Origin of the sequence: Streptomyces sp. NPDC058664 (assembly GCF_042716635.1) — a bacterium.
Taxonomy (GTDB): Bacteria; Actinomycetota; Actinomycetes; order Streptomycetales; family Streptomycetaceae; genus Streptomyces.
The window spans coordinates 24,769-45,105 of sequence record NZ_JBHXRW010000060.1; the positions used below are offsets into that span (position 1 = coordinate 24,769).

The following is a 20,337-nucleotide window of genomic DNA, read 5'->3' on the forward strand; positions in this document are numbered from 1 at the left end:
GGCTATCCCTGACCCCCACCCATGAGGCTCTCCATGACGCCCATGTAGGTCGTCGCGGCCTGGTTGACGCCGTACTCCTTCTTCTTCTTGATCTGCTGCTCACCGATGTACGCCCGGCCCTCGGCCGTGACGCCTCCGGCGGAGGCGGTCTGCTGGCTGAGCGGCTGACCGGTGTCCATGTTGTACGTAGTCGTCGTGGTCTGGGTGACCGGGTTCGACGCCTCGGCGGCGTTCAGGGCCGCCGCGAAGGCGGACAGCTCCCCGGCCTGCGGGTCGCGGCCCATGAGGTCCTGGAAAAGCTTGGTCGCGATGCCCTTGGCGGTATCGGGGTCGGTCAGGTCGGTGCGACTGTCCAGCTGGACGGCCCGGCCGTTGCCGATATACATGCCGGGGCCGGCGTAGCGCTTCTGGCCCGTGACCGTGTTGACCTCGAAGGCCCCGACGTTGCGCCAGGCCTCCTTCTGCGCGCCGCCGGCGCTCTTCACGTAGCCCGTCAGAAGGTCGTAGGGCGTGACCTCCTTGCCCGCGGCGCCGTAGCGGCCTGCGGCCTGGACGAGCTTCTGCCAGGCGTCCTCGGCCTCAAGCGCGCCTGATCCGGCCGGGACGAGCCCGGCCAGCACGAGCTGCGCCGTGAAGTCGCTGCGCTTCTTGGTGTCCCAGTCGTAGAAGCTGTTCATCGCCTCCTGCTCGGACATCCAGCTGGCCTGCTCCTTGGACATCAGGCCGTACTTCTCGTCCCGGGCCGTCGGCTTCAGGGTGCGGCCCATATAGACGCTCTTGGCGCCCGCGCCTGCGGCGGTCGCGCCGCCCGGGGCGCCCGAGATGCCCAATCTCTTCAGCAGCGCTTCTTCCTCGGGATCCAGCGGCGTGCTGGCGACAACAGCCATCTGTTACACCCCCTCCTGGTCGAGCAGGGTCGCCTGCTCTTCCACGTCAATGCCGAGATCCCGGCTCAGGTACCTGGAGTGCAGGTCCCCGAAGCGGGTGTCCTCCTCGCGGAGGGTGTCCACGAAGCGAATCCAGCGGTCTGCGAGGTCCTGGTTCGCCTGGGCCTTGAGCGTCCCGGCGCCGCCGGCCGCCTTGCGGGCGGCCAGCTCCTGGCCGACCAGGGTCCGCGCCTTCAGGTACAGGCGCAGCTGGCGCAGGTCGGAGCGGTTGGTCTCCTCGGCCATGTCCGAGTTGGCGACCTCGGTCAGCCCGGGGATCATCCGGTCGTACTTGCCGGGGTCGAAGGTGTTGAAGTCCTGGCTCCACTGTTCGTTGTAGTACGGGTTCTCGCTGCCGTCGGGCAGCAACGGGTTCCCGAGCAGGGTGGCGATGGCGCCGCGCATCCGCTTGAACTGCTCGGCGCCGGGGTCGGCGAAGGACTGGAAGCCTGCCGCGTGAAGCTGGGCGGTAACCTGGTTCTGGAGCCTGGTGAACTTGGCCCAACCCGAGCGGCGCTCGTTCTCCTTCATCGCCTCTTCGGCGGAGAGCTTCGTGCGCTGCATCTCGGATCCACCCGGGACGAGCGGGTGAGTGAGCTGATACGTGTATGCCTCCGGCGAGAACGGGCCGCTGCCCTCAGGGCCGATGATCAGGGCCCCCAGTTCGGGGTTGGCCGCGAGGAGGCTCTCGTACTTCTTGGACAGCTCCACCGCGCTGCGGGTCGCCTCGGCCCCGACCTTGTTCTTGCTGGTGGCCTGGGCAAAGATGAAGAACGACTCGTCGAAGCGCGCCAGGAACTCCTCGTCGGCCGTGCGCGGGTCCTTGCGGCGCAGGTTGTTGTACTGGTCGCGGTACATCTGGTACGGATCCGGCTTCTGGGTGGCGAAGGGCTGCGTGAAGGCGCTGACCGCGCTCCACAGCCAGTACTCCCTGGTCATGTCCGCGATCTCGCGGGCGCTTGGCATTGGCTTGCCCCTGTTGGCGTGCTCGTAGGCCGCCTTCTGCATGATCTGCAACTTCACGCGCTGATAGCGCTCGTCGCTTGTGTCGAAGCTGGTCAGGAAGTTCTTCACCGTCTGCGGCATCGACAAGTCGGCCGCTCGCCCGAGGGGCGTGTTGCCGAAGAGGGGCGAGCCGGCCGTAGGGCCATGCGGCAGGATGCCCAGCTTGCGGACCAGCTCTCCCTGGGACGGCTTGTCCTTGACGAACTCGTTCACGGGGATCGCGACGATCGGACCTGTGCCCGGGTTGAACCAGGGGTCGCCCTGCGTGATCATGTTCATCGAGTCCTGGCTGATGGACCAATTCCCGCTGGAATCCATACCGAACGCCTTGCCGAGCGGGCCGTTCGCTACGAAGGACGGCATCCGCACCATGATGCGGCGCTGCCCCTTGGGAATGAGCTTCTTCTCGGTCTTGCCCGTCTTCTCGTTGTAGACGAGCGCCGTACCGTCGCGCAGGATCTCGTTACCGTCCTGGTCCTGCATCCACCCCGCACTGACCGGGGCATTGAAGAACATGCCCGCGTACCCGACCACCTGGGGGCGGTCGGCGATGATCCTCGCCCATCTCTGCCACGCCTCGGTAGTGGCCGCGAAGAACGGGCTGATGAAGCGCAGCATGTGCCCGGCGTCGGAGCGGTGGGCGATGTCGAACACGAGCTTGCGGGTGTCGTTCAGCGCCAGACGCCGGGCTGTCTCGGCGATACGGTCCGCGTCCTTCTGGCTGATCTTCCCGCCCTGCTTGATCTCCTGAGAGGCCAGCGTCTTTGCGTGGCCTTCGTAGAGCTGGTTGAAGAGCGGGTGCCGGGACATGCGGTCAGCCGGTATGGAGGCGGCGACCTTGTACCACCAGTCGATGACACGGTCGATGCCGCGGGAGAGGTGGTTGGAGCCGGCGAGGTTCTCGCCGAGCTGCGTAGTGTGCACGTTGAACGGGTGTTGACCGTTGGCCGCGGCAAGGCCGAGCAGGTCGTTATCGACCTCACCTCGCAGCGCGGCGTCACGCAGGGCTGGGGTGGGAAGGTACTCGTCCACCTCGTGCCACACCGAAGCCGCGATGCGGTCCGGTGTCGAATATTTGATTCCGAGCCGCTTGTGGTACGCCCGGCCCGCCGGGGTCCGGGTCAACCAGTGCGTCATGTCCTGGATCGAGGCCCCCTTCACCGCGAGCTGGGCGAACGGGTCCTGCATGATCTGGAGGTTGATCGCCTGCTCCCAGGAGGAGACGAACTTCTGCGGGTCCTGCGCGTAGCTGATGGCCACGCCCTGCTTGCCGTACGCCTTCTGAAGGTTCGAGTGCACGACCTGCTTGTTCTTCGCGAGCAGAGTACGCAGCGAGTCGTCCGAGGAGGTCGACTTCATGTAGTACTCGCCGCGGGCACCGGCGAAGGCCGGAGGCAGCACCACGCCCGGGGCAACTTCCGCCTCGCGGTACAGCTGGGAGGACTGCCGGATCCCGCGGCCGGCGGCCGTCTTGAAGCCCTCCGCCTCCGCGAGCGCGGCGGAGCGCTGCGACGCCAGGTCGGCGAGCTGGTCGTCCATGTCAGCGAGCTTCGCGCGGGGACCAATCAGGCGGGTCTTCAGGCGGTGCTCGGCTCGGGCGACCTCGCCCGCGTGCTTCTGTACCAGCTTCTGGTGAGCAGCGATCTGCGTGGGCGTGGCGGCCGGGGGCAGAGCGTTGAGCCTGTTCGTCGCCCGGCGGTGCCGGTCGCGGGCCCGGCGGAGCGAGTCCTTGTGGATCATCTCGCGCGTCTGCACCTTGACGCGCAGCAGACTGGCCTGCGGCTGGAGGAGCTTGACTTCGTCATCGATGTACTTGAGGCCTTCGCGGGCCGCGGCCTCCTGCGCCTCATAGTGCCGCGCCGGCTTCCAGAGAGCGAGGTTCGTCGCCAAGTTCTTGACGCCGTACCCGGCGCGCAGGGCCATGCTCGCCGCGCCGAGGCGGGCGACCTGTCCGGCGAGGTCGTCGCCGAGCACGCGGGGGATGTAGCCCAGACGGAAGAGGGTCCCGAACTTCCACAGGTGGTTGAAGTAGTCGAGCGAGCTGACCATCCAATCCGTGTTGCCCGCGGCGTGCGTGCGGAGCGCCTTCAGGGCGCTGGAGTGACGGGCAAGTGTGGTGTCGAGCGCCTTGAGGTCGATCAGGATGTGGTCGTTCGCTAGGCGGGAGACCATGTTCGGATGAACCGTGAGGATGCCGGACTCGTTCGTGAACTCGTCCAGGTGGACACGCTTGCCGTTCACGGTCGCGTCTGTGGAGTAGCGACGCAGTCGGTCCTGGCCACCTGCGATGTTGGCCTGGTACTCCCGGTACAGCACCATCGCCTCATCGGCGTTGAGACCATGCCTTTCGGCGACCTTCACGACGCCGAGCCCCTGGAGCTTGTCCAGGTACGCCAGACGCTCGCCTTCGGTCGTCGTCTTCAGGTAGTTGTTCAGCCACTGGTGACGGATGTCCGAGCCGATGCCGGGGATGCGGGCGATATGCCCGCGGATCTCGGCCACGGACTCCGCGTGAATGTCGTCCACAGCCACCAGGCCGTTGGGGTGCGCTTCTCCGAAGCTGCGCACCACGGTCACGTTCGGCCCGAAGAAGTCCTTGGCGTAGATCCTCGCTGTACCAAGCGCCCCGCGGGGTGTGCCCGCCGTGCCCAGGGCGGGGCCGGTGCGGTACGCGGCCTGACCGGAGGTCCGCCGCTGCGCGCGATCGAAGCTCCAGCGCGTGAGGTTCACCGCGTCCAGCTCGCCGTAATGGTCGAGCATGGCCCCGTAACGTGAGGTCAGTGCCTCGTCGGCGTTGACCTGGATGGTCAGGTCGTCGATGCGCTGCTGCACAAGAGCCTGAGCCCGGGGGTTGTTCTGCGCGATCACGCGCGGCAGGGCGAGATCCAGCGCGGCGAGGCGGGCAGTGTCCTGCTCCAGCCGCTGGGTAGCAAGCGCGTTGCGCTGCTGAAGAAGCGCTCGGGCGTCAACGTCGCCAAGCGTGGTCCGGAGGAAGAGATTGACTTCCTCCGGCGTACGCAGGGTGGAGATGATGCCGCCGGCGCGGGGGCCCAGAGCGCTCTTCTTGAACATGCTCAGGTTGTTGATCAGGGCTGGATTGTCGCGGTTCGTCCACAGGAAGTCCTGGGCCTTGCCCATGGTCGACGCGGCCATGATGCTGTTGATGTCGTCCGTGGACCAGCCGGCAGTACCGACCCATGGGCGCCCGGCCTTGCCCTCGATGGTGCGCCCGGGGCGGGTCTTGACCACAGCCTCAGCGCGAGTCAATGAGGCGGCCTTGCCTCCCAGTACCAGCGGATCCAGCCACCAGCGGACAGCGAAGTCGCCCGTGCCCGAGGCGTACTTGTAGAAGGTCGAGTCCCGGCGGAGGGATTCGACGTACCGGTTGCCGATCGCCGGCATCCCGGCCTCCTGCAAGAGGCGCTGCTGCTCCTCTTCGGGGAGATCGGCGAAGCCCGGCGGCAGGTCCGAGGCGGCCGGCTTCGCGTACACCGCCGGGGCGTTGATCGCCCGCTCGACCTGCCCCTTGTCCTCCGTGCCGTAGAGGGCGCCGGGGTCCGGGCCGGATATGAAGAAGGCCTGCCCGGGGCTGATGTGCTCCGCCGCATGCCATGCGCGCGAGTACTCGCTGGGCGAGAACTTGGCCCCGAATCCGGTCTCGTTGTTACCGGTGACCAGCAGGAACGTGGAGATGGGCTGGCTGATGCCGTTGTCGTACACCCAGCTGAGCGCCTGCATCGCCGAGACGAGCGAGTCGTTGACCGGCGGCATGACGACCTTCGCCAGCGGCGCGTCCTTGGATGGATCGCCGACGTTCTTGCCGTCCTCCCACTCTGCGTCCACATGGAAGGGGTTGATGTAGCTGTCCACCGTACTGGCGGCATTCGCGGCGCCGTCCAGCATGCCCTGGAGCCAGTCTCCGACTCCCATTCAGGCCTCCATCGCGAAAGGGTCCTGCGGGGGGTACACGTCGATGGGGGTAGGCGTCGCCTGGAGGCCGTACGCCAGGCCGTAGCCGGCCATGTCGGGGTGGGCGCCGTTCAGCGCCATGTCGAAGGCCAGGGCTGGGGCAGCGGGGAAGAGCGCGGCCATGTTGCCCAGGGCGTTGAACCAGTCCATCAGGCCATGCCCTTCAGCTGACGCACGAGATTCCGGGCCGCCTTGGAGGCGCCCGGTTGGTTCGCCATGTGCTCCAGCACCGGGAGATACATGATCAGGTTGCGCATGTCCTCGCCTGGCTGGTTCGGCAGCCCGAGAGCTTCGAGGCCGGGACCGGCCCCCAGCGCCGCGCCAGCAGTAACCGGCTCATCGGGCATCTGCGTAGGGGCGCCGAAGCCGACCAGGTCGGCCGTCACGTCCTGCGCGCTCTCGGCCTCCCCGCCGGGGGACGCCGAGAGCGGCGCCGCCTGCTGGAGCTGCTCCAGATTCTGGCGCTCGCCGTACGCGCCACCCGAAGGCGCGCGTACGGGCTGGCCCGGACCGCCGTCCGTTCGCTTGCTCAGAGCCCCCGGCCCGGAGACCGGGGCGGGGGAACTCGGCTGACGGTATCCACCGCTCGCCATGGGCTCCTCCTTTGAGTCTCCCTTTAGGGGAGGGCTTGCAGGCTGGTCAGTGGTTCTTGATGCTGTTCGCCGGGTTCAGGGTGGTGTGGCCCGGCTTCAGGGAGGTCGAGTCCCAGGACTGGCCGACGTTGTCGGCACCCGCGGAACGCGGGTTGGTCTGCGCCTCCGAGGTCATCGGCATCTGGGTGTGCGGCATTTCCATGCCGCCCTTGAGGCTGTCCTGGGGCTTGCTGCCCGAGTGGAAGTCGTCGTCATGCATCACTTGCTCCTCACGCTCTTGTGCTCGTCGCAGTACTTCGCGGGCCGGGGGCCCCTGCTCACTGCACGGGGCTCCGCGCAGCCATCCTTGGCGCACTCTTCGAGGCTGTAGTACTCCTCGATGTCCTCGGGGCGCTTCTTCGCGTCAGCCTCCACGACCTTCGCGAGCACGGCGGCTTCGCGTCGCTGGCGGGCCGCGAACGACTCGGCGCAGCCGAAGTTGTGCGGTTGGATGTCGCCCTCGGCCTCATGGCCGCAGGTCTGGCAGCTCATGCCGGGACGCTCCTCTTGACGGAGGTGGACAGGGAGGGCTTCCCGCCCGCGGTAAGGCCGGCGAGCATGGACATGAGGTCCGGCTTGCCGCCGGCGCCCATCTGGGCCTGGCCCGGGGCGATACCGCCCGGCATGCCCGTGGTCGGGTTCATCCCGAAGGGCACCCCGGCGCCGCCCTCTTCGGCGCCGGGGGCCCCGGGCGGAGCCATAGGCGTGGGGGGCGCCGGCTCCGGCTGGAACGCCTTCAGTACGGCCTCGTGCATCGGGACGCCCTTCTCGCGCATCTCGATAATGGAAGCCGCCTGGGCGAGAACCATGGTGGGGTCCATGCCTTGCTGGGCCATGATCCCGGCACTGCTGAGCATGGCGAAGATGCCCTGCTTGAGAGCGTCGGTCACCTGCTCCTTGTCGACCTCCGCCTGAAGGGCGGTTACGTCGATCTCGAAGGGCAGCTGCCGCTGGACGAAGTCGCGGCTGACGAGCTGGTCGCCGCGGAGCTGGAGAAGGAAGACCAGGGCCTGGTTCGGGTTCATCCCGGAGGCGAAGCCGTACGACACCGAGACGGTGTAGTTGCCCTTGATGTCCTTCGAGGGGGTGTAGCTCTCCTCGAACGGCGTGCCGTTCACCGTGCCGGAGATGGTCTTCTTGGCGTCGGGCCAGTACTTCTCGTCCATCTCGAAGCACAGCTCGATCGCGCGCTCCAGCGCGTCACCGATCATCGCCTGGCCGGTGGCGATCTGGATGTCATAGCCCCCGTTGAGGGCGTCGACACCGCGGCCGGTGATGATCGAGGCGTCCACGTCGCCGGTCGCGCTGGCCGGCGTACGGGTACCCCGTGCCACCTCGCGCTCCAGCATGGCCTCCTGCTGCCAGGCGGCCTGCGGCATGTCCGTGCCGACCCGGCGGATCTTCTCCGGGCTGTTCGTACGGATGACGGCGTCGTCACCCATCGGGATGCGCTGTACGTCCGTCGGGATCGCCAGCGGCGCCCGGACGGTCTGCTGTGTGGCCTGGAGGCCCAGCATGGCCATCCTGTTGCGGGCGAGCATCGGCCAGACGACGTCGTCGAACTGGCCGCGCATCGTCTCATCCCACTTGGGCTTCTCGGCGACGGCGACGGGCACCTTGCCGAAGGTGTTGTCCGCCTCCATGAGCTTGAGGTTCGACCGCTCCGGCATGTAGAGGATGTACGAGTCCTTGTCGCAGAACTTGATCACCTCAAGCTCCGCGTCGCCGCTGCCGGCCTCGCCGTACTGCGTCTTACCGAGGATCTGAGACGCGTACTCCGGGAACTTCGTCGCCAGCTGGCGCGCGGGCTCGCGCCACACCTTCGTGTATGAGCGGACATGACCCGCGAGGTCGTACTCGATGTACGACTTCATCGGGCTCTCCAGCCGAATGCGCGGCTTGCCGTCCTTGAAGTCCGGCTCGACCACGAAGACCAGGCCGCCGTACATCAGGTACCAGTCGCACCCCGTCGGCATGGACTTACGGAGCTTCGAGTCCGCCACGTACGAGTACGCGATCTTTGTCTTCTTGGCGACGAACTTCTTCGACCGCTCCGAAGTCATGACGCCCGTGGCGCAGTTGATCGACGGGAGCGGTGCCAGGTTCTCAGCGAGCTGCCGGGCCGCGGTGTCGATGGCGTTCGCCACCACCGGCCGGGGCCAGGCCTCCGGGAGGGAGCCGGGCATGATGTTGTTGATCTTCTGGGCGCGGGCGTCGTAGACCGTCTGGTGACGCGTGTCGCGCTCGAAGGCGTCGCGGCGCAGAGCTTCCACGCGCTGCGCGATCTGCCTGATATCCCTCATGACCACCTCCCGGCGGCGAAGTGTACGTTCTGTACGAAACTAGCGCCGCTAGCTACGCCTGGAGGCGTGCGGCGAGGAGATCGGCGACCTTCTTTGCAAGCACGGTCGACTGCGCGTCGGTCAGCCCGGTGGCGCTCAGGCTCTTCACGGCCCGCTCCGTGTCGCGGAGGATCTGGTTCATATCGCGCGGGTCCGCGATGCCGGGCTGCTTGTAGGTCCAGGGCTTGACGGCCATGGAGGCCTCGATGCGCTTGACGGCGGCGACGGTGTCGGCGAGCTGCTTCGCCTGCTCGGGGGTCATGTCGGGTGTCTCCACTTCGTTGGCGCGCTTGACGATCTCGGGGAACAGCTCGGCGCGAAACTGCTGGATCCGGGCCGCGCCCGGACATGCAGTGCCCGAGACGGCCCACTCGGGGTGCAGGGAGTGGTAGCCGTATCCGGGGTCATCCCATGCACGGCAGATCCTCAGCGGAAGAGCGTGCTCCTCGTGGAGCCAGACGCCGAGCTTGGCCAGCTCCTCCATCTGCGCGTCGGTCCACGGGTCCGTGTGCTGCAAGTTCGAGGCGGTCTCGATAGAGACCGCGCCTGTGCCGTCGGCCCGACGGTTGGCCTTGTAGTTGGCGTCGGCCCTGGTCTCGGTACCGATGTACTGACCGAGGTCCCCGGCGTAGCCGAGACCGAACGTGCTGTCCAGGTTGGTCGAGTCGCGCCAGTACTCGTACATGCGGCGCGCCGTCCAGGGTGCGGCGATGCTGTGCATGATGAACTGCGTCGGCCGGATGGCCGGCTGCTGGTCGCTCTCCGGCTGTAGCTCCATCCGGACTGCGCCGGGATACCAGGCCATCAGGCGGCCTTGCCCGAGAAGATGGCGTCCAGGCCGTTCGCCGTCATGGAGTGATAGATGCTCCCGTCGTCGGGTCCGGAGGGCCAGACGGTGCGAATTGCTTCGTAGTGCGTGCCGTCATGCTCGACGGTCACCACCAGATCCCCTCCGTCGGTCATGAGGGTGACCGCGCCCACAGGCACGTTCTCAATGCCGCAACTGCCCTTCATCTTGGGTCCCTCACCATCCAGTCATGGAGCCGTCCCAGGCTCCGGCGCCCTGCTGTTGCAGGGCAAAGTCCACATCCACGACGAGCTGCCCGGAGCGATCGCGCTCCGAGGTGAACTCGCCGTTGTTCACGTGCCAGCCCGAATAGTCGGAGACCATCAGCTCCCGGCAGCGGATCTCGGCGAACCAGAGGGCCATGACCGTGTCGGTCAAGCCCTTCGTCTCCGGGAACCAGGAGCAGAGCTGCTCAATCAGGGCGCGTACGCCCTCGGACTGGGTCTGGCTGGGGAGGCGGATCATGTTCTGCCCCTCGCGCCAGCCGGTGAAGAGCGTCGCCATGGAGGCCACGCCGAAGTCCGAGTCCCACTTGTTAGAGTTCGTGTGGTGCGGCGTCAACAGGCAGCCGCGGGCGTTCAGGTACGTACGGATCTCGGCGTCCTGCGTGATGGACGCCTGGTAGGCGTTCTTCTCGATCCGCCACTCGGAGATGCCGTAGCGCTCGGTCAGATCCTTGATCTTCTGCCGCATGACGTGCGGCGGCATGCCGCGTTCGTTGACGACGTCCAGCACCCAGCGCTGGCCCGTGCGGCGGTCAAGGCCCATCACCACCATGGCCGTGCAGCCGGCGGCGGCCGGGTCGAGCCCGGCTATGACGAGCAGCCCGTCCATGCCGTACTTGCGGTGGTCCGACTGGCCGTCGAACATCCTGCCCGGGTACCGGGCGCGGTCCACGCAGCCCTGCACGTCCTCCTGCCGAAAGACCGCGTCATCGGCCACCTGATCCTGCATGTAGACCATGGACCAGTTCCGCGGCGCCATACGGCTGCGCTTGCGCGCGAGCGCGGGGCCAGGCCATGCCGGCCACATGCCGTCGATCGGCCAGCCTTCGGCGATGGCCTGGTTCCGGGCCGCCTTGGAAACGGGCGGACGGTTCGTCCGTGGCCACAGCGTGACCCAGTCCTTCGGGTCATCGGCGAAGGACAGTACGGCCGGCTGGGTCAGGTACGTCCACGGCGAGGCGCCGTCGGAGTAGTACTTCGGCTGGAGGATCTCGGAGTACAGGTCCACCGTCGCCATGCGGGTGCCGACGAGCAGCATCCGGCCGCCCATGTCGGCAACGCGGGATCCCACGATGTTCTGGATCCAGTCGATCTGCGCCTCGAACTGCTGGTGGTTCGTGTTGTCGACGCAGTCGTCCATGATGACCAGGTCGGTACGGGTGCCGTAGATCTGGCCCCCGAGGCCCACAGCCTCCACGGTGTAGTCCTTCTCGCCGGAGTCCACCCCGGCCACACGGATCTGCGTGTTCGTCCAGGTGCTGGCGCCCTCGGCCCAGCCGCCGGGCGGCCCGAAGTCCCGCTGGAGGTCGGCGTACGCCTTCGACTCGGCGAGGCGCTGCTTGATGGCGAAGAGGAACTTCGCGGCCAGGGCCTGCGTCTTGGAGATGATCAGAATGCGGATCGAGGGATCCTGGCAGATTCTCCAGCACACGTAGTTCGTGGTGATGACCGTCGACTTGGCGTGCTCCGGGGGAGTGTTGACCAGGATCGTGTCTGGGTCGCCCTTGATGTACCGCTGCGCGGGGTGCAGATCCCGCGGCTCGCGGCCTTCGAGGAGGTCGTACCACTGGAGGTGGTGCGCGGCCAGCTGCGTGTCCAGGTACTTCGCGCAGAACTCCGGGAAGTCCGGCACGTCCTTGCGGGCGGCCTCCGCCCCCTCGGCCTTGGCCTGCAAGGCCCGGTCGATCAGGTCCCGGTAGTCCGGATCGCTTTTTCTGTAGTATTCGTGGGTTTTGCGCGAGCAGCCGGCCTGGCGGCAGCCCTCCTCGATCGTGCCGCCCATGCGGACGGTCGCGATGATGGTCTGCTTCTTCTCGGCGGAGCTGAGCGTGGAGTTGCGGCGGTCCCTGGGCTTCAGGGGCGGCAGCTTGGCAGGGTCGGCGATGAGTTTGACCATCAGGCGGTCCAGTCGAAGGCGACCTTGCGGTAGCCCGAGGGCTCGTCCAACTCGCCTTGAATCAGGATGTAGCCGTGCTTCATGGCGAGCAGGTCCGCCTGCGGCAGGAGAGGCCCGTCGATGTACCGCTCCCGCGGAAGCGTGTGCAGGGCGGCGAGAACGGCCAACTCCTGGTCCAGGGCCCCGCAGGTCATGCCGGCCACCACGGCGGCATCCTCGAAGGGGCCACCGTTGGACTTCGCCAGCACGATGGCCATGACCGGCTCGTAAGAGCCGCTCCCCTCGTCCTCGTGCTCCATCCCAGCTCCCCAGTCCTGGGGGCCCGTCAGGGGCCCGACCAGGGGCGAAAGGTACATCCGGCAATGAAATTCCGCTGCCAGCGGGACTTGACCCTCCCTTTACCTTTCTTTGCCAAGTCTTTACCCGACAAAAAGGGCACCCTCTTGACTTTTCTGGGGTTCCGTCAGCTAAGCTCGACCCAGCGAAGCTCGACCGAAGGAAAAGCACCTCCGGTCTCGTAGCATGCGGCCACCGGCCGCACAACGCCGCTGGTAGCGGCCATACTTGAGGCCCGGCCTACACGGTCGGGCCTTCTGCATAGCTAGGCCCCATATATAGGGGCCGGCCCTCCGGACGGCCCACTAGGGGGTTTTCCGCGAAGCGATGGGTGTACACCATCGCTCGCGCTCGGCCCCCGGTTTAACACCGGGGGGTCAAGTGACACATAGTGCCTCCGGTGGAGGCACACAGGGCGCTACGAGGCCCCACAAGGGGGCCGAGCGCGAGCTACGGAGGCGGACACTCCGCCCGAGCTACGCCTCAGGCTCCATGTCCCCCATCACATAGGGGTGTCGGCGACACCCCTTATATGCAAGGGCCCATGTGTCCACACCCTTCGGTGTGGACCAGTGGTGGTCGGTGACCACACACGCGGCCGATGGCCACGTGCACGGGTGCGGTGCACCCGTGTGTGCTGCCGGCGGTGCGGCAGCACCTATGTGTGTACGCGTGCGAGAACGCACGCTCCTGCCTCGCCGCTATCTCACAGGCCGCCTTCAGGCGGCCGTGTGAGCCTGTCTCAGGCCGTCCGGTGGACGGTGCGGTGTCGACGGTGCGACACCGCCTATGCGCTCGAGCTGGCGCCGCACGTGCTGGGCGCACCGTGCCTGACCAGCTGTATTGCGCCTTAGCGATGCGCTGACGCCCCGTCGGCATTCCACTTCCGGGCGACGCGCCGAACGCACGTCCACGTTCAAGCGCACCATCAGGCACGCGCGTTATCCATTCGTGACGTGTGCACGTCGATGGCATATGCCGTGCGCGCCATGCCTGACCAGCGCACTCCCTGGTTCACACCCCGTGTGCGCCCCCGTACGCCCGTACGTTTCGGCCGCACATCAAAGCGGGTACACACATCCCTCACACGCGGTGGTCCACCATTCCGGTACCACGTTCGTAGTGCTATCCAGGGTTCAACAGAAAGTCCGTCCGGGTGAGGCAACCCTCATCAGTGCAGGTCAGACTAGGTGAACAGAAAATCTTGAAGAAAGTTCCACCGAACGGCTTGACCACGGTCGTGGTTGAGGAGGAGAGTTTGCTCATCGCCACCGGGGAAGCCCAAACGGGAAGAACCGGCGACGTTCGAGCGACTCGAACGCGCCCAATTTCACGGGTAGTTCACAGTCCTCACAGCGCCGTGGAGGAACCCCCGCAAGGGTCAGTACGAAGAGAGCGCCCGTAGCTTGAAAACTGAACAGTTGATCCACTCCAAGGCTCGTTTCGAGCCTCAGGCGATCGTGCCGATAGCGAGTGATGCGGACGCGAGGGCTACGCCCCGCGAGGGCCTTTCAAGGGCCCTCAGGGCCGCATAGGTGGACTCCCCTGACCTGGAATAAGGGTGAGCGGTACCGCAGCAACCGAGATGCTGCGCACGTGGCCGTACGGGCCACACAGAAGCAATGCATGGCGACGACAGCCGCGCCTTATGGCGCACAAAGGGACGCCCAGCCCCCTCTGCTGGGCGATAACGCGGGACGGGCACAAGGGGCCCGCGGTATCCCGGTCAGGACCGAACTGACCACCCAGCGCCGGGAAGGCGTGGCTGTCACTCGTCAAGTCGGCAGGGAGGTAACCGGATTGATCCCCAGAGAGGCCCTGCCGGCCTGGTGAGCAGCCGATCAGTCAACGGAGAGGAACTGATCATGAACATGAAGCTCGGTGTCGAGTGGCGCGTTGCCGCGCACATCGACATGCCGGGAGGTGACCGCACGTCGCTCCTGGTGTCCCCGGACGGCCGCGCGGCCGTCTTCCACTCCTATGCGCGGCCGTTCAGCGCCATGCCGCAGCTGGTCGAGTACGAGGACGAGTTCAGCGCTCGTCTCGTGTTCGGCGTCGTCCGAGACAAGGCGCTCAGTCGCCACGGCGAACTCCCGGTGGATTTCGACGCGGTCATGGGGCGGTGAGGAGTCGTGATGCAAGACAGGCTGAGGCTCGACCTGATCGAACTGGACATGCAGTACGAGCAGATCACGGGACACAACGCGTTCCTCTATGTCGACCAGACGGACAGCGGCCCCGGCGCGTACCACTTCAGCGACGACCACGTCGTCTACGGCGTGCGCAGCGCCATCGCGCACATGAAGTGGCTGCTGCATGTGGCGGCGGAAGAGATGGAGGAGAGCGCGTGAGGTACGTCGTCAAGGCATTCCAGGACGGTCGCACGCTGTGCGAGGTCGCCACCATCGGCGTCGGGCTCGACCCGCGAGGCGCCGAACTGTTCGCGCATGAACTCCGCGAGGAGTTCCCCGACGCGATCGTGGCGATCCTTCCCGCGAAGAGCGCCTGATCCAAGACCCCCGGCCGTGGGGACGGCCGGGTCTGAGAGGCCCCTCGAACCCCCACGGGGGGCCTCTCTCCACTCTGTCCGTGCAGCCACAAGTCCGTACGTCTGGGACCTCTCCCCTGGACGTACGGGCCTGCGGTGGCATGGCCACCAACGCTCCCCCCTGCCGGTCCGCGGCACTATCCGGGCCGGTGGGCTGGGGCAGACAGCAAGAAGCCCCCGGTTCACACCGGGGGCTTCTCTGGTCAGCGGTCAGCCGTTACCGCAGCTGTTGCACGGCCATGCGGTCTGCGAGACGCAGTTGCCGTTGTCGTCGTAGACGTAGATGACGCTTTTCGTGCCCGAGCACGTCTGGGTGTTGTTCGGGTTACCGGGGAGCGGCGCCGGCATCTGCCGGCCGCACGGTATGCGGTGATCCTGCTGGTGTCCCATAGGGGTACTCCTCCACATGCTGTGTGGTGGGCCGCCAGGTTCCGGAACAGCCGGTGCAGTACCAGTTCCACGAGTCCGGCCTGGCCGGAGTCATGCGCGTGGTGTCTTTCCAGAGCATCGGCTTGTCGGAGCACTGAGGGCATGACGGAGGCCTGAGCACCATGTCTTCTCCTTGGGATCACGCTCAACATGGCACTGGTGGCCGTGGTGCGTGGTGCGAACTTGCTCGTCCCACTCGAACGGGGGACGGGGACCCGCCCCGATCGGGCTGCTGCCACCTTGTTGAGGGGTGACCCGACCGGGACGGGCGATCAGGGGGTCATGCCGGCGAGCCCGTAGGGCTTAGGCACTCGCATGGCCGAGTAGTCGGGCTCCTCGCTCACCACCTGAGCGGCAGGTCCTGACCGTGCGCCTGGCGCATGTGCCTCCGGAGAAGCACACGAGCATCGACTTCTCGACTCCGGTCGTACTCCTCCACCGCTTTCGCGGCTTCCCGCTTCAGTCTCAGACATTCGGCACACTCCCTCTCCGTGATGTGTGTCATACGGAGAGCATCGGACTGACTCCGACCTGCAACAACCCACGTTTGCGAGACACCTCGCACACTTCCGCGCTACGTTCCAAACGTTTAAAACGTCTTAGGGGGAGCACTTGAACAGGGCGTTACGAGATGCTATGGCGACCAAGGGGCTGAAGGCTGCCCACCTTGCGAATGTCGTGAACGTCTCGCACCCGACGGTGGAGAGATGGCTGGCCGACGCCTCCCGCGTGCCGCATGCTCGGACGCGAGAGAAGGTCGCGAATCATCTGGGGGTGCCCGAAGACATGCTGTGGCCCAGTTCCGCAAGCGTCATCAAGACCGGCCCGGACCGAGAGGTCCTTGCGGTGTACCCGTACAGGTCGGCGTGCCCCACCAACGTGTGGGGCCAGCTGGTCACTCAGGCGAAAAGGGACGTCATCCTTGCCGGCTACACCAACTACTTCTTCTGGACCCAGCAGCCCGGCTTCGATCGGACCCTGAAGACCCTCACCGCCTCCGGCGTGAAGGTCCGCTTTCTCCTGGGCGACCCGGAGGGCGACGTCACGCGTCAGCGCGAGGAGATCGAGGACACGACGTTCAAGCTCTCCGCGCGCATCCACATCACGCTGGAGAACCTCGCCCGCCTGGGCGATGTGCCGGGCCTGGAGGCGCGTTTCAGCGCCCCCTCGGACGCCATGAATCATGTCGGCTTGTCCGTCTTCCGCATGGACGGCGATGCTCTGGTGACGCCTCACCTGGCAACAGGAGTGGGGCACGATTCGCCGATGATGCACCTGCGCAAGCGTGCCGATCACGGCATGTTCGACCGCTTCGCGGAGCACGCCGAAGAGCTCTGGGAGCGTGGCCGCCCGGCCATATAGCCCAGCACGGATCACAGCCCCTACCGGGTTCCCGGCGGTAGGGGCTTTCTTGCGTCGCCCTGTTGCCGCAGGGGACGAGCAACCGGTCTGGCATCGCCGGTGACGCGAAACGATGCCGCCAGGGCGAGACAGGAGGAAGGACGGGGGTGTCTGGACCTGAAGGGGCGCAACCCTTCGGCGACGGGCCTCCGCCGGGGTTCGAACCCCCTCTCGTCCACAGCCTTCATGAGGGACGTCCAGCCGAGATTCGTCGCGGTCACACGCGTACTACTCGGAGACGGAAACAGGGGCTGGTGAGTTTCGCTGCAACCGCACCTCAGGAGCAGCCGTAAGGGCTTGGTCAGCCTGAACCCAAACCAAGTGGCCACGCGGCCCCCGCCTACCCAGGGGGGCCGCTCCCATATCCAGGAGAGGGAGCACAGTGGATAAGGAGCGACATCGGCCGTGAGACCGAAGCGCGGCGCGCTCGTGTTACTGCCGGCCCGCAAGGGCTGGAGTAGCCCGACCTACGCCAGGGTCGTTAAGACCCCCACCCCCCACACCGTACGACTCGTGGTCACCGCAAACAGCGGTGGCCGTCAGCGAGGGAGCATGTGCACGATGCCAAGGGCGCTGGTCACCCAGCGTCCGCGTGGCAGGCACCGCCGAAAGACCATCCCGTGATACGGGGTACAGGCGCGGTGACCTGCGGTGACCAGTACTGATCCACGGTTCCGTCTCTCGGACACGTTCGGTTAAGTTTTCGGCAAGACAGCCCCTGAACGCCGACGCACCACAGCGCCTGCACCACACTGTCCATGCTGCCACCGACCATGCCTACTGAGGGGATGCCCGTGCCACCGCGCAGGAGAGTTGACTTGCCCGACCACGTGAGAAGCGCAGTCCTGGACGACCTGCTGCTCGTCCACCGCGAGGCCATCGACGCCGAGGAGCGAGAGAAGATCCGCATCGCGCTTGCCGTCGACCAGGGCCTCACTACATCCGAGATCGCCACCCGGCTGGGCGTCTCCCAGTCGGTGGTGAGCAAGTGGAGGCAACAGGGTGAAGAAGCGAGAAATCGCCGTCTTGGAAGCGGTGCTGGCCGACCCGGAGAATGAAGGCCGGACGGCCGAGGAAGTGGCCGCCCTGTGCATACAGGCGCTGGATGACATCCGGTCACGGACGCACCGCTTGGCCGTAGTTGGCCAGATCCGGTACGGGCCCCAGGAGGAGACCCACACGGTCATCCTGGGGCCTTTCTCGTCCCCCCTACTCCTGGATACCCCGGACAAGCTCCGGGCCGTCCTCGAGAAGCCCTGCACGGACACCCGGGAGCAGGGCCGGGGGCTCGCATGGGACCCGACCAGGAAGGTCGGTCAGGGCCGCTTCATGCTGGCGCCCATGTTCAGCAAGGCTCGCGATGCCTGGGACTTCTACCGCGGCGACACCGTGGCCGAAGAGGTTGTGGCCGCCGTAGCGGCGCTGCCCCGGAGCATCACTCCAGCGTGCCTGTGCGGACTCAAGCACATCCCGGCCTGCCGCTTCTGCAGCAGGGCGTACGAGCATCACTGCCCCCTGCATGAGCCGGAGGCGGAGATCCACCGCTGCAAAAGAGCGGCCTGACCGCGCCGGCGGGGCGCGGAACGGAGGAACCATGCAGGACGGATCCATAGGCGGCGAAGAGGCGAGCGCCTGGCTCAGGGAGCACTTCGCCGATGACCCGGCGCCGGAGATCAGTATCAGCTTCGCCTGGGACGCCTCCGCGGCGCCCGACCGGGGCGCCTACGAACGGCTGTTGGAAATCCTCTTCACGCCCAGGCCGGGCGATCTCGCGGCATAATCCGCCGCATGGGTGACCCCGGCAACGCAGCCACGTTCCGGGGTCCGGCCAGTCGCGAAGGGACTGACATGAGCAAGACTCTCACAGCAGCCACACGGACGCTGCGCGCTGTCGCGTACGTACGCGTCTCCACCGAGGAGCAGCTCAAGGGGTACGGCATCGCAGCCGGCGAAGAGGTGGCCCTTGACTACATCGAAGACGAGGGCTGGGAGCACGTTGACACCTTCAAGGACGAAGGTGTCCCAGGCGCCCTGCCCTGGCAGGAGCGGGATGTACTCCCCCGGCTGATGTCGATGGCCCGCCAGAGTCCACGCCCCTTCGATGTGGTCGTCGTCCCGGAGACCCGGGCCATCGGCCGCGAGGAGCGCGTCTTCTGGCGCTGGGTGTGGGAGATGGAAGACCTCGGCGTCTTCGTTGCGGTGGCCGACAAGGGCATCGACAACACCACCGAAGACGGCAAGGCGTCCATGCGCGAAGAGGCGAACTACGCCTTCAAGGAGTACACGCGCATTCGCACTCGGACCCAGCGGGGTATCCAGAAGAAGGCTCAGGCCGGCGGCTGGCCCGGCGGCGTGCCGCCGTACGGCTGGTACATCGAGAGCCAGGGCCGCAAGGGCGAGTCCAGGGCTGCGGTCCTGGAGGCTGAGGCCGACACCGCCCGGCGCATGCGGGAACTGCGTGTCAGGCGCAAGAGCTACAGCCAGATCGCTGCCGTACTCAACGCCGAACACCGGGTGAGGCGCGACGGGGGTACATGGGACGAGCGGAATGTTCGCTGGATCCTCACCTCCGCCGCCCTGCTCACCAATACTGTGGTTACCCGTAAGCAGCGGACCGCCAAGCTGGACGAGGACGGCAATCCCCTACACGGAACGAGCGTCGTCATCCAGCTCCCCGAGCTGTTCTCCCCCGAGGAGATCGAGGAGCTGGAGTCAGCACAGAAGTTCCTCGCCGGCTCCCAGTCGGTACAGCGGGAATCGGCTGTGTACCCGGTCTCCGGACGGCTCAAGAGCCTCTGCGGGGGCAGCTACACCGGCTACCGCCGCAAGAGCCGGAACGACTACCGGATGTACCGCTGTAACGGTCGCGGCTGCGACTGCTCGCAGATCGACGCCGACCTGATCGAGAAAGCCGTATGGCGTCGGGTGTGCGCTCTGCTGGGTGACCCCCAGCAGCTCAACGCGATGGCGAAGGACTGGAGTCAGCTTGCGGCCCGGAACCGGGTCAACTTCGGCGACCGGATCAAGGAGCTGAAGGAACAGATTGCGGAGCAGGACGACCTGATCGACGTCACCGCGTCGATGAAGGTCAGCCGGGCCCTGCGCCAAGGTCTCTCCAAAGCGGAGGCCAAGGCCGCCGCGGAGCGGGCGGTAAAGCCGCTCGAAGCCGAGCTGGAGCGGCTCCGAAAGGAGCTGTCACAGGTGGCCGAATGGCAGGCGGAGGCGGACGCCAGCGAGCAGCAGCTCATGGACCTCCAGCGTCTCGCCTCGGTCGCAAGGCTGCACCTGGCCGAGCTGTCCCCGACCCATCAGGCGGAGGTCCTGGCGCTCCTCGGCGCGGAGCTGGAGGTGACGGGCCCTACACCCAAGGCCCCGCCGACAGGCTCCCCCGGAGCCTGGTTCCTGGAGAACCGGGTACGGATTCCCGCCCTCACCGACATGGAATGGGCGGCTGTCGAGCCCGTACTGATGGCACTCGATTCGGGCCGTGGCCCGAAGCAGCTCCCGAAGCGGGATGTTCTGGAGGCCATCCTCCTGAAGGCCCGCACCGGAATGCGGTGGGAGGACCTGCCCGAGCGATACGGCAAGCCCGCCAGCATCCGCCAGCGGTGGAACCGCTGGTCCAAGTCCGGAGCATGGGCGCAGATCATGGCGCCCCTGAAGGACGCTCCGGGGGACGTGCCTCCGCTTCTGCCTCCGATCGAGATGCGGGGTCGGCTTGACCCCAGGGCGCTCATTGGTCACATGGCGGCACCCGGGGACAGTGTCCCCGTCGAACCGC

Annotated in this window: 20 protein-coding genes; 8 read left to right on the forward strand and 12 right to left on the reverse strand. The window is 66.7% G+C overall.

Translation table 11 applies throughout. The annotated features are described in order from the left end of the window. Nucleotides 1–2: 2 nt before the first annotated feature. From ACFWUY_RS33675 to ACFWUY_RS33725, 11 genes are read right to left on the reverse strand one after another with little or no spacing between them, the layout of a single operon-like run. Complete coding sequence (locus tag ACFWUY_RS33675; protein ID WP_384118813.1) at nucleotides 3–887, reverse strand: hypothetical protein; 885 nt, start codon at nucleotides 885–887, stop codon at nucleotides 3–5. A 3-nt stretch (nucleotides 888–890) separates the two neighbouring features. Next, complete coding sequence (locus ACFWUY_RS33680; RefSeq protein ID WP_384118816.1) at nucleotides 891–5,834, reverse strand: hypothetical protein; 4,944 nt, start codon at nucleotides 5,832–5,834, stop codon at nucleotides 891–893. Between the two features lie 27 nt (nucleotides 5,835–5,861). Continuing rightward, entirely contained in the window at nucleotides 5,862–6,050 is a 189-nt protein-coding gene (locus tag ACFWUY_RS33685; RefSeq protein ID WP_384118819.1) for a hypothetical protein, read from the reverse strand. After that, complete coding sequence (locus ACFWUY_RS33690; protein ID WP_384118821.1) at nucleotides 6,050–6,493, reverse strand: hypothetical protein; 444 nt, start codon at nucleotides 6,491–6,493, stop codon at nucleotides 6,050–6,052. Before ACFWUY_RS33690 ends, ACFWUY_RS33685 begins: the two co-directional genes overlap by 1 nt. A 46-nt stretch (nucleotides 6,494–6,539) precedes the next feature. Continuing rightward, nucleotides 6,540–6,752 carry a hypothetical protein gene (locus ACFWUY_RS33695; protein ID WP_384118823.1) on the reverse strand — a complete coding sequence of 71 codons (213 nt, stop codon included), beginning with the start codon at nucleotides 6,750–6,752 and terminating at the stop codon, nucleotides 6,540–6,542. Continuing rightward, nucleotides 6,752–7,024 (reverse strand): hypothetical protein, encoded by a 273-nt coding sequence (locus ACFWUY_RS33700; RefSeq protein WP_384118825.1) that lies wholly within the window; start codon nucleotides 7,022–7,024, stop codon nucleotides 6,752–6,754. Before ACFWUY_RS33700 ends, ACFWUY_RS33695 begins: the two co-directional genes overlap by 1 nt. After that, on the reverse strand, nucleotides 7,021–8,835 hold the full coding sequence (locus ACFWUY_RS33705; RefSeq protein WP_384118827.1) for a hypothetical protein: 1,815 nt from the start codon (nucleotides 8,833–8,835) through the stop codon (nucleotides 7,021–7,023). Before ACFWUY_RS33705 ends, ACFWUY_RS33700 begins: the two co-directional genes overlap by 4 nt. Before the next feature lie 52 nt (nucleotides 8,836–8,887). Next, entirely contained in the window at nucleotides 8,888–9,652 is a 765-nt protein-coding gene (locus ACFWUY_RS33710; protein ID WP_384118829.1) for an N-acetylmuramoyl-L-alanine amidase, read from the reverse strand. A 26-nt stretch (nucleotides 9,653–9,678) separates the two neighbouring features. Further along, on the reverse strand, nucleotides 9,679–9,888 hold the full coding sequence (locus tag ACFWUY_RS33715) for a hypothetical protein (protein ID WP_384118831.1): 210 nt from the start codon (nucleotides 9,886–9,888) through the stop codon (nucleotides 9,679–9,681). Between the two features lie 10 nt (nucleotides 9,889–9,898). Beyond that, nucleotides 9,899–11,842 carry a hypothetical protein gene (locus ACFWUY_RS33720; RefSeq protein WP_384118832.1) on the reverse strand — a complete coding sequence of 648 codons (1,944 nt, stop codon included), beginning with the start codon at nucleotides 11,840–11,842 and terminating at the stop codon, nucleotides 9,899–9,901. Then, nucleotides 11,842–12,141 carry a hypothetical protein gene (locus tag ACFWUY_RS33725; RefSeq protein ID WP_384118834.1) on the reverse strand — a complete coding sequence of 100 codons (300 nt, stop codon included), beginning with the start codon at nucleotides 12,139–12,141 and terminating at the stop codon, nucleotides 11,842–11,844. The genes ACFWUY_RS33720 and ACFWUY_RS33725 overlap by 1 nt, the downstream gene beginning before the upstream one ends. Nucleotides 12,142–14,043: 1,902 nt before the next feature. Between ACFWUY_RS33725 and ACFWUY_RS33730 the strand changes: the two genes are divergently transcribed. The 3 genes from ACFWUY_RS33730 to ACFWUY_RS33740 are packed head-to-tail and all read left to right on the forward strand — an operon-like array spanning nucleotide 14,044 to nucleotide 14,687. Further along, nucleotides 14,044–14,304, forward strand: coding sequence for a hypothetical protein (locus ACFWUY_RS33730; RefSeq protein WP_384118836.1), 261 nt, complete (start codon nucleotides 14,044–14,046; stop codon nucleotides 14,302–14,304). Between the two features lie 9 nt (nucleotides 14,305–14,313). Next, nucleotides 14,314–14,529: a hypothetical protein gene (locus tag ACFWUY_RS33735; protein ID WP_384118838.1), complete on the forward strand. Its 216-nt coding sequence runs from the start codon at nucleotides 14,314–14,316 to the stop codon at nucleotides 14,527–14,529. Then, complete coding sequence (locus ACFWUY_RS33740) at nucleotides 14,526–14,687, forward strand: hypothetical protein (protein ID WP_384118842.1); 162 nt, start codon at nucleotides 14,526–14,528, stop codon at nucleotides 14,685–14,687. Before ACFWUY_RS33735 ends, ACFWUY_RS33740 begins: the two co-directional genes overlap by 4 nt. A gap of 249 nt (nucleotides 14,688–14,936) precedes the next feature. Here the strand turns inward: ACFWUY_RS33740 and ACFWUY_RS33745 are convergent, their stop codons facing one another. Then, entirely contained in the window at nucleotides 14,937–15,116 is a 180-nt protein-coding gene (locus tag ACFWUY_RS33745; RefSeq protein WP_384118846.1) for a hypothetical protein, read from the reverse strand. A 675-nt stretch (nucleotides 15,117–15,791) separates the two neighbouring features. Here ACFWUY_RS33745 and ACFWUY_RS33750 point away from each other — a divergent pair. The 5 genes from ACFWUY_RS33750 to ACFWUY_RS33770 form a co-directional block, all read left to right on the forward strand. Continuing rightward, nucleotides 15,792–16,517, forward strand: a complete 726-nt coding sequence (locus ACFWUY_RS33750; protein ID WP_384118848.1) for an XRE family transcriptional regulator — start codon at nucleotides 15,792–15,794, stop codon at nucleotides 16,515–16,517. 857 nt (nucleotides 16,518–17,374) lie between these two features. Continuing rightward, nucleotides 17,375–17,614, forward strand: a complete 240-nt coding sequence (locus ACFWUY_RS33755) for a helix-turn-helix domain-containing protein (RefSeq protein ID WP_384118850.1) — start codon at nucleotides 17,375–17,377, stop codon at nucleotides 17,612–17,614. Next, nucleotides 17,559–18,119 carry a hypothetical protein gene (locus ACFWUY_RS33760; RefSeq protein ID WP_384118852.1) on the forward strand — a complete coding sequence of 187 codons (561 nt, stop codon included), beginning with the start codon at nucleotides 17,559–17,561 and terminating at the stop codon, nucleotides 18,117–18,119. Before ACFWUY_RS33755 ends, ACFWUY_RS33760 begins: the two co-directional genes overlap by 56 nt. 31 nt (nucleotides 18,120–18,150) lie before the next feature. Further along, nucleotides 18,151–18,336, forward strand: a complete 186-nt coding sequence (locus ACFWUY_RS33765; protein WP_384118855.1) for a hypothetical protein — start codon at nucleotides 18,151–18,153, stop codon at nucleotides 18,334–18,336. A 68-nt stretch (nucleotides 18,337–18,404) separates the two neighbouring features. Next, nucleotides 18,405–20,337 (forward strand): recombinase family protein (locus ACFWUY_RS33770; protein WP_384118858.1); only part of this gene is annotated, 1,933 nt, incomplete at its 3' end.

Coding starts and splice junctions, on each gene's coding strand:
- ACFWUY_RS33675 (WP_384118813.1), bottom strand. CDS start 887: ATGGCTGTTGTCGCCAGCACGCCGCTGGATCCCGAGGAAGAAGCGCTG.
- ACFWUY_RS33680 (WP_384118816.1), bottom strand. CDS start 5,834: ATGCTGGACGGCGCCGCGAATGCCGCCAGTACGGTGGACAGCTACATC.
- ACFWUY_RS33685 (WP_384118819.1), bottom strand. CDS start 6,050: ATGGACTGGTTCAACGCCCTGGGCAACATGGCCGCGCTCTTCCCCGCT.
- ACFWUY_RS33690 (WP_384118821.1), bottom strand. CDS start 6,493: ATGGCGAGCGGTGGATACCGTCAGCCGAGTTCCCCCGCCCCGGTCTCC.
- ACFWUY_RS33695 (WP_384118823.1), bottom strand. CDS start 6,752: ATGCATGACGACGACTTCCACTCGGGCAGCAAGCCCCAGGACAGCCTC.
- ACFWUY_RS33700 (WP_384118825.1), bottom strand. CDS start 7,024: ATGAGCTGCCAGACCTGCGGCCATGAGGCCGAGGGCGACATCCAACCG.
- ACFWUY_RS33705 (WP_384118827.1), bottom strand. CDS start 8,835: ATGAGGGATATCAGGCAGATCGCGCAGCGCGTGGAAGCTCTGCGCCGC.
- ACFWUY_RS33710 (WP_384118829.1), bottom strand. CDS start 9,652: ATGGAGCTACAGCCGGAGAGCGACCAGCAGCCGGCCATCCGGCCGACG.
- ACFWUY_RS33715 (WP_384118831.1), bottom strand. CDS start 9,888: ATGAAGGGCAGTTGCGGCATTGAGAACGTGCCTGTGGGCGCGGTCACC.
- ACFWUY_RS33720 (WP_384118832.1), bottom strand. CDS start 11,842: ATGGTCAAACTCATCGCCGACCCTGCCAAGCTGCCGCCCCTGAAGCCC.
- ACFWUY_RS33725 (WP_384118834.1), bottom strand. CDS start 12,141: ATGGAGCACGAGGACGAGGGGAGCGGCTCTTACGAGCCGGTCATGGCC.
- ACFWUY_RS33730 (WP_384118836.1), top strand. CDS start 14,044: ATGAACATGAAGCTCGGTGTCGAGTGGCGCGTTGCCGCGCACATCGAC.
- ACFWUY_RS33735 (WP_384118838.1), top strand. CDS start 14,314: ATGCAAGACAGGCTGAGGCTCGACCTGATCGAACTGGACATGCAGTAC.
- ACFWUY_RS33745 (WP_384118846.1), bottom strand. CDS start 15,116: ATGGGACACCAGCAGGATCACCGCATACCGTGCGGCCGGCAGATGCCG.
- ACFWUY_RS33750 (WP_384118848.1), top strand. CDS start 15,792: ATGGCGACCAAGGGGCTGAAGGCTGCCCACCTTGCGAATGTCGTGAAC.
- ACFWUY_RS33765 (WP_384118855.1), top strand. CDS start 18,151: ATGCAGGACGGATCCATAGGCGGCGAAGAGGCGAGCGCCTGGCTCAGG.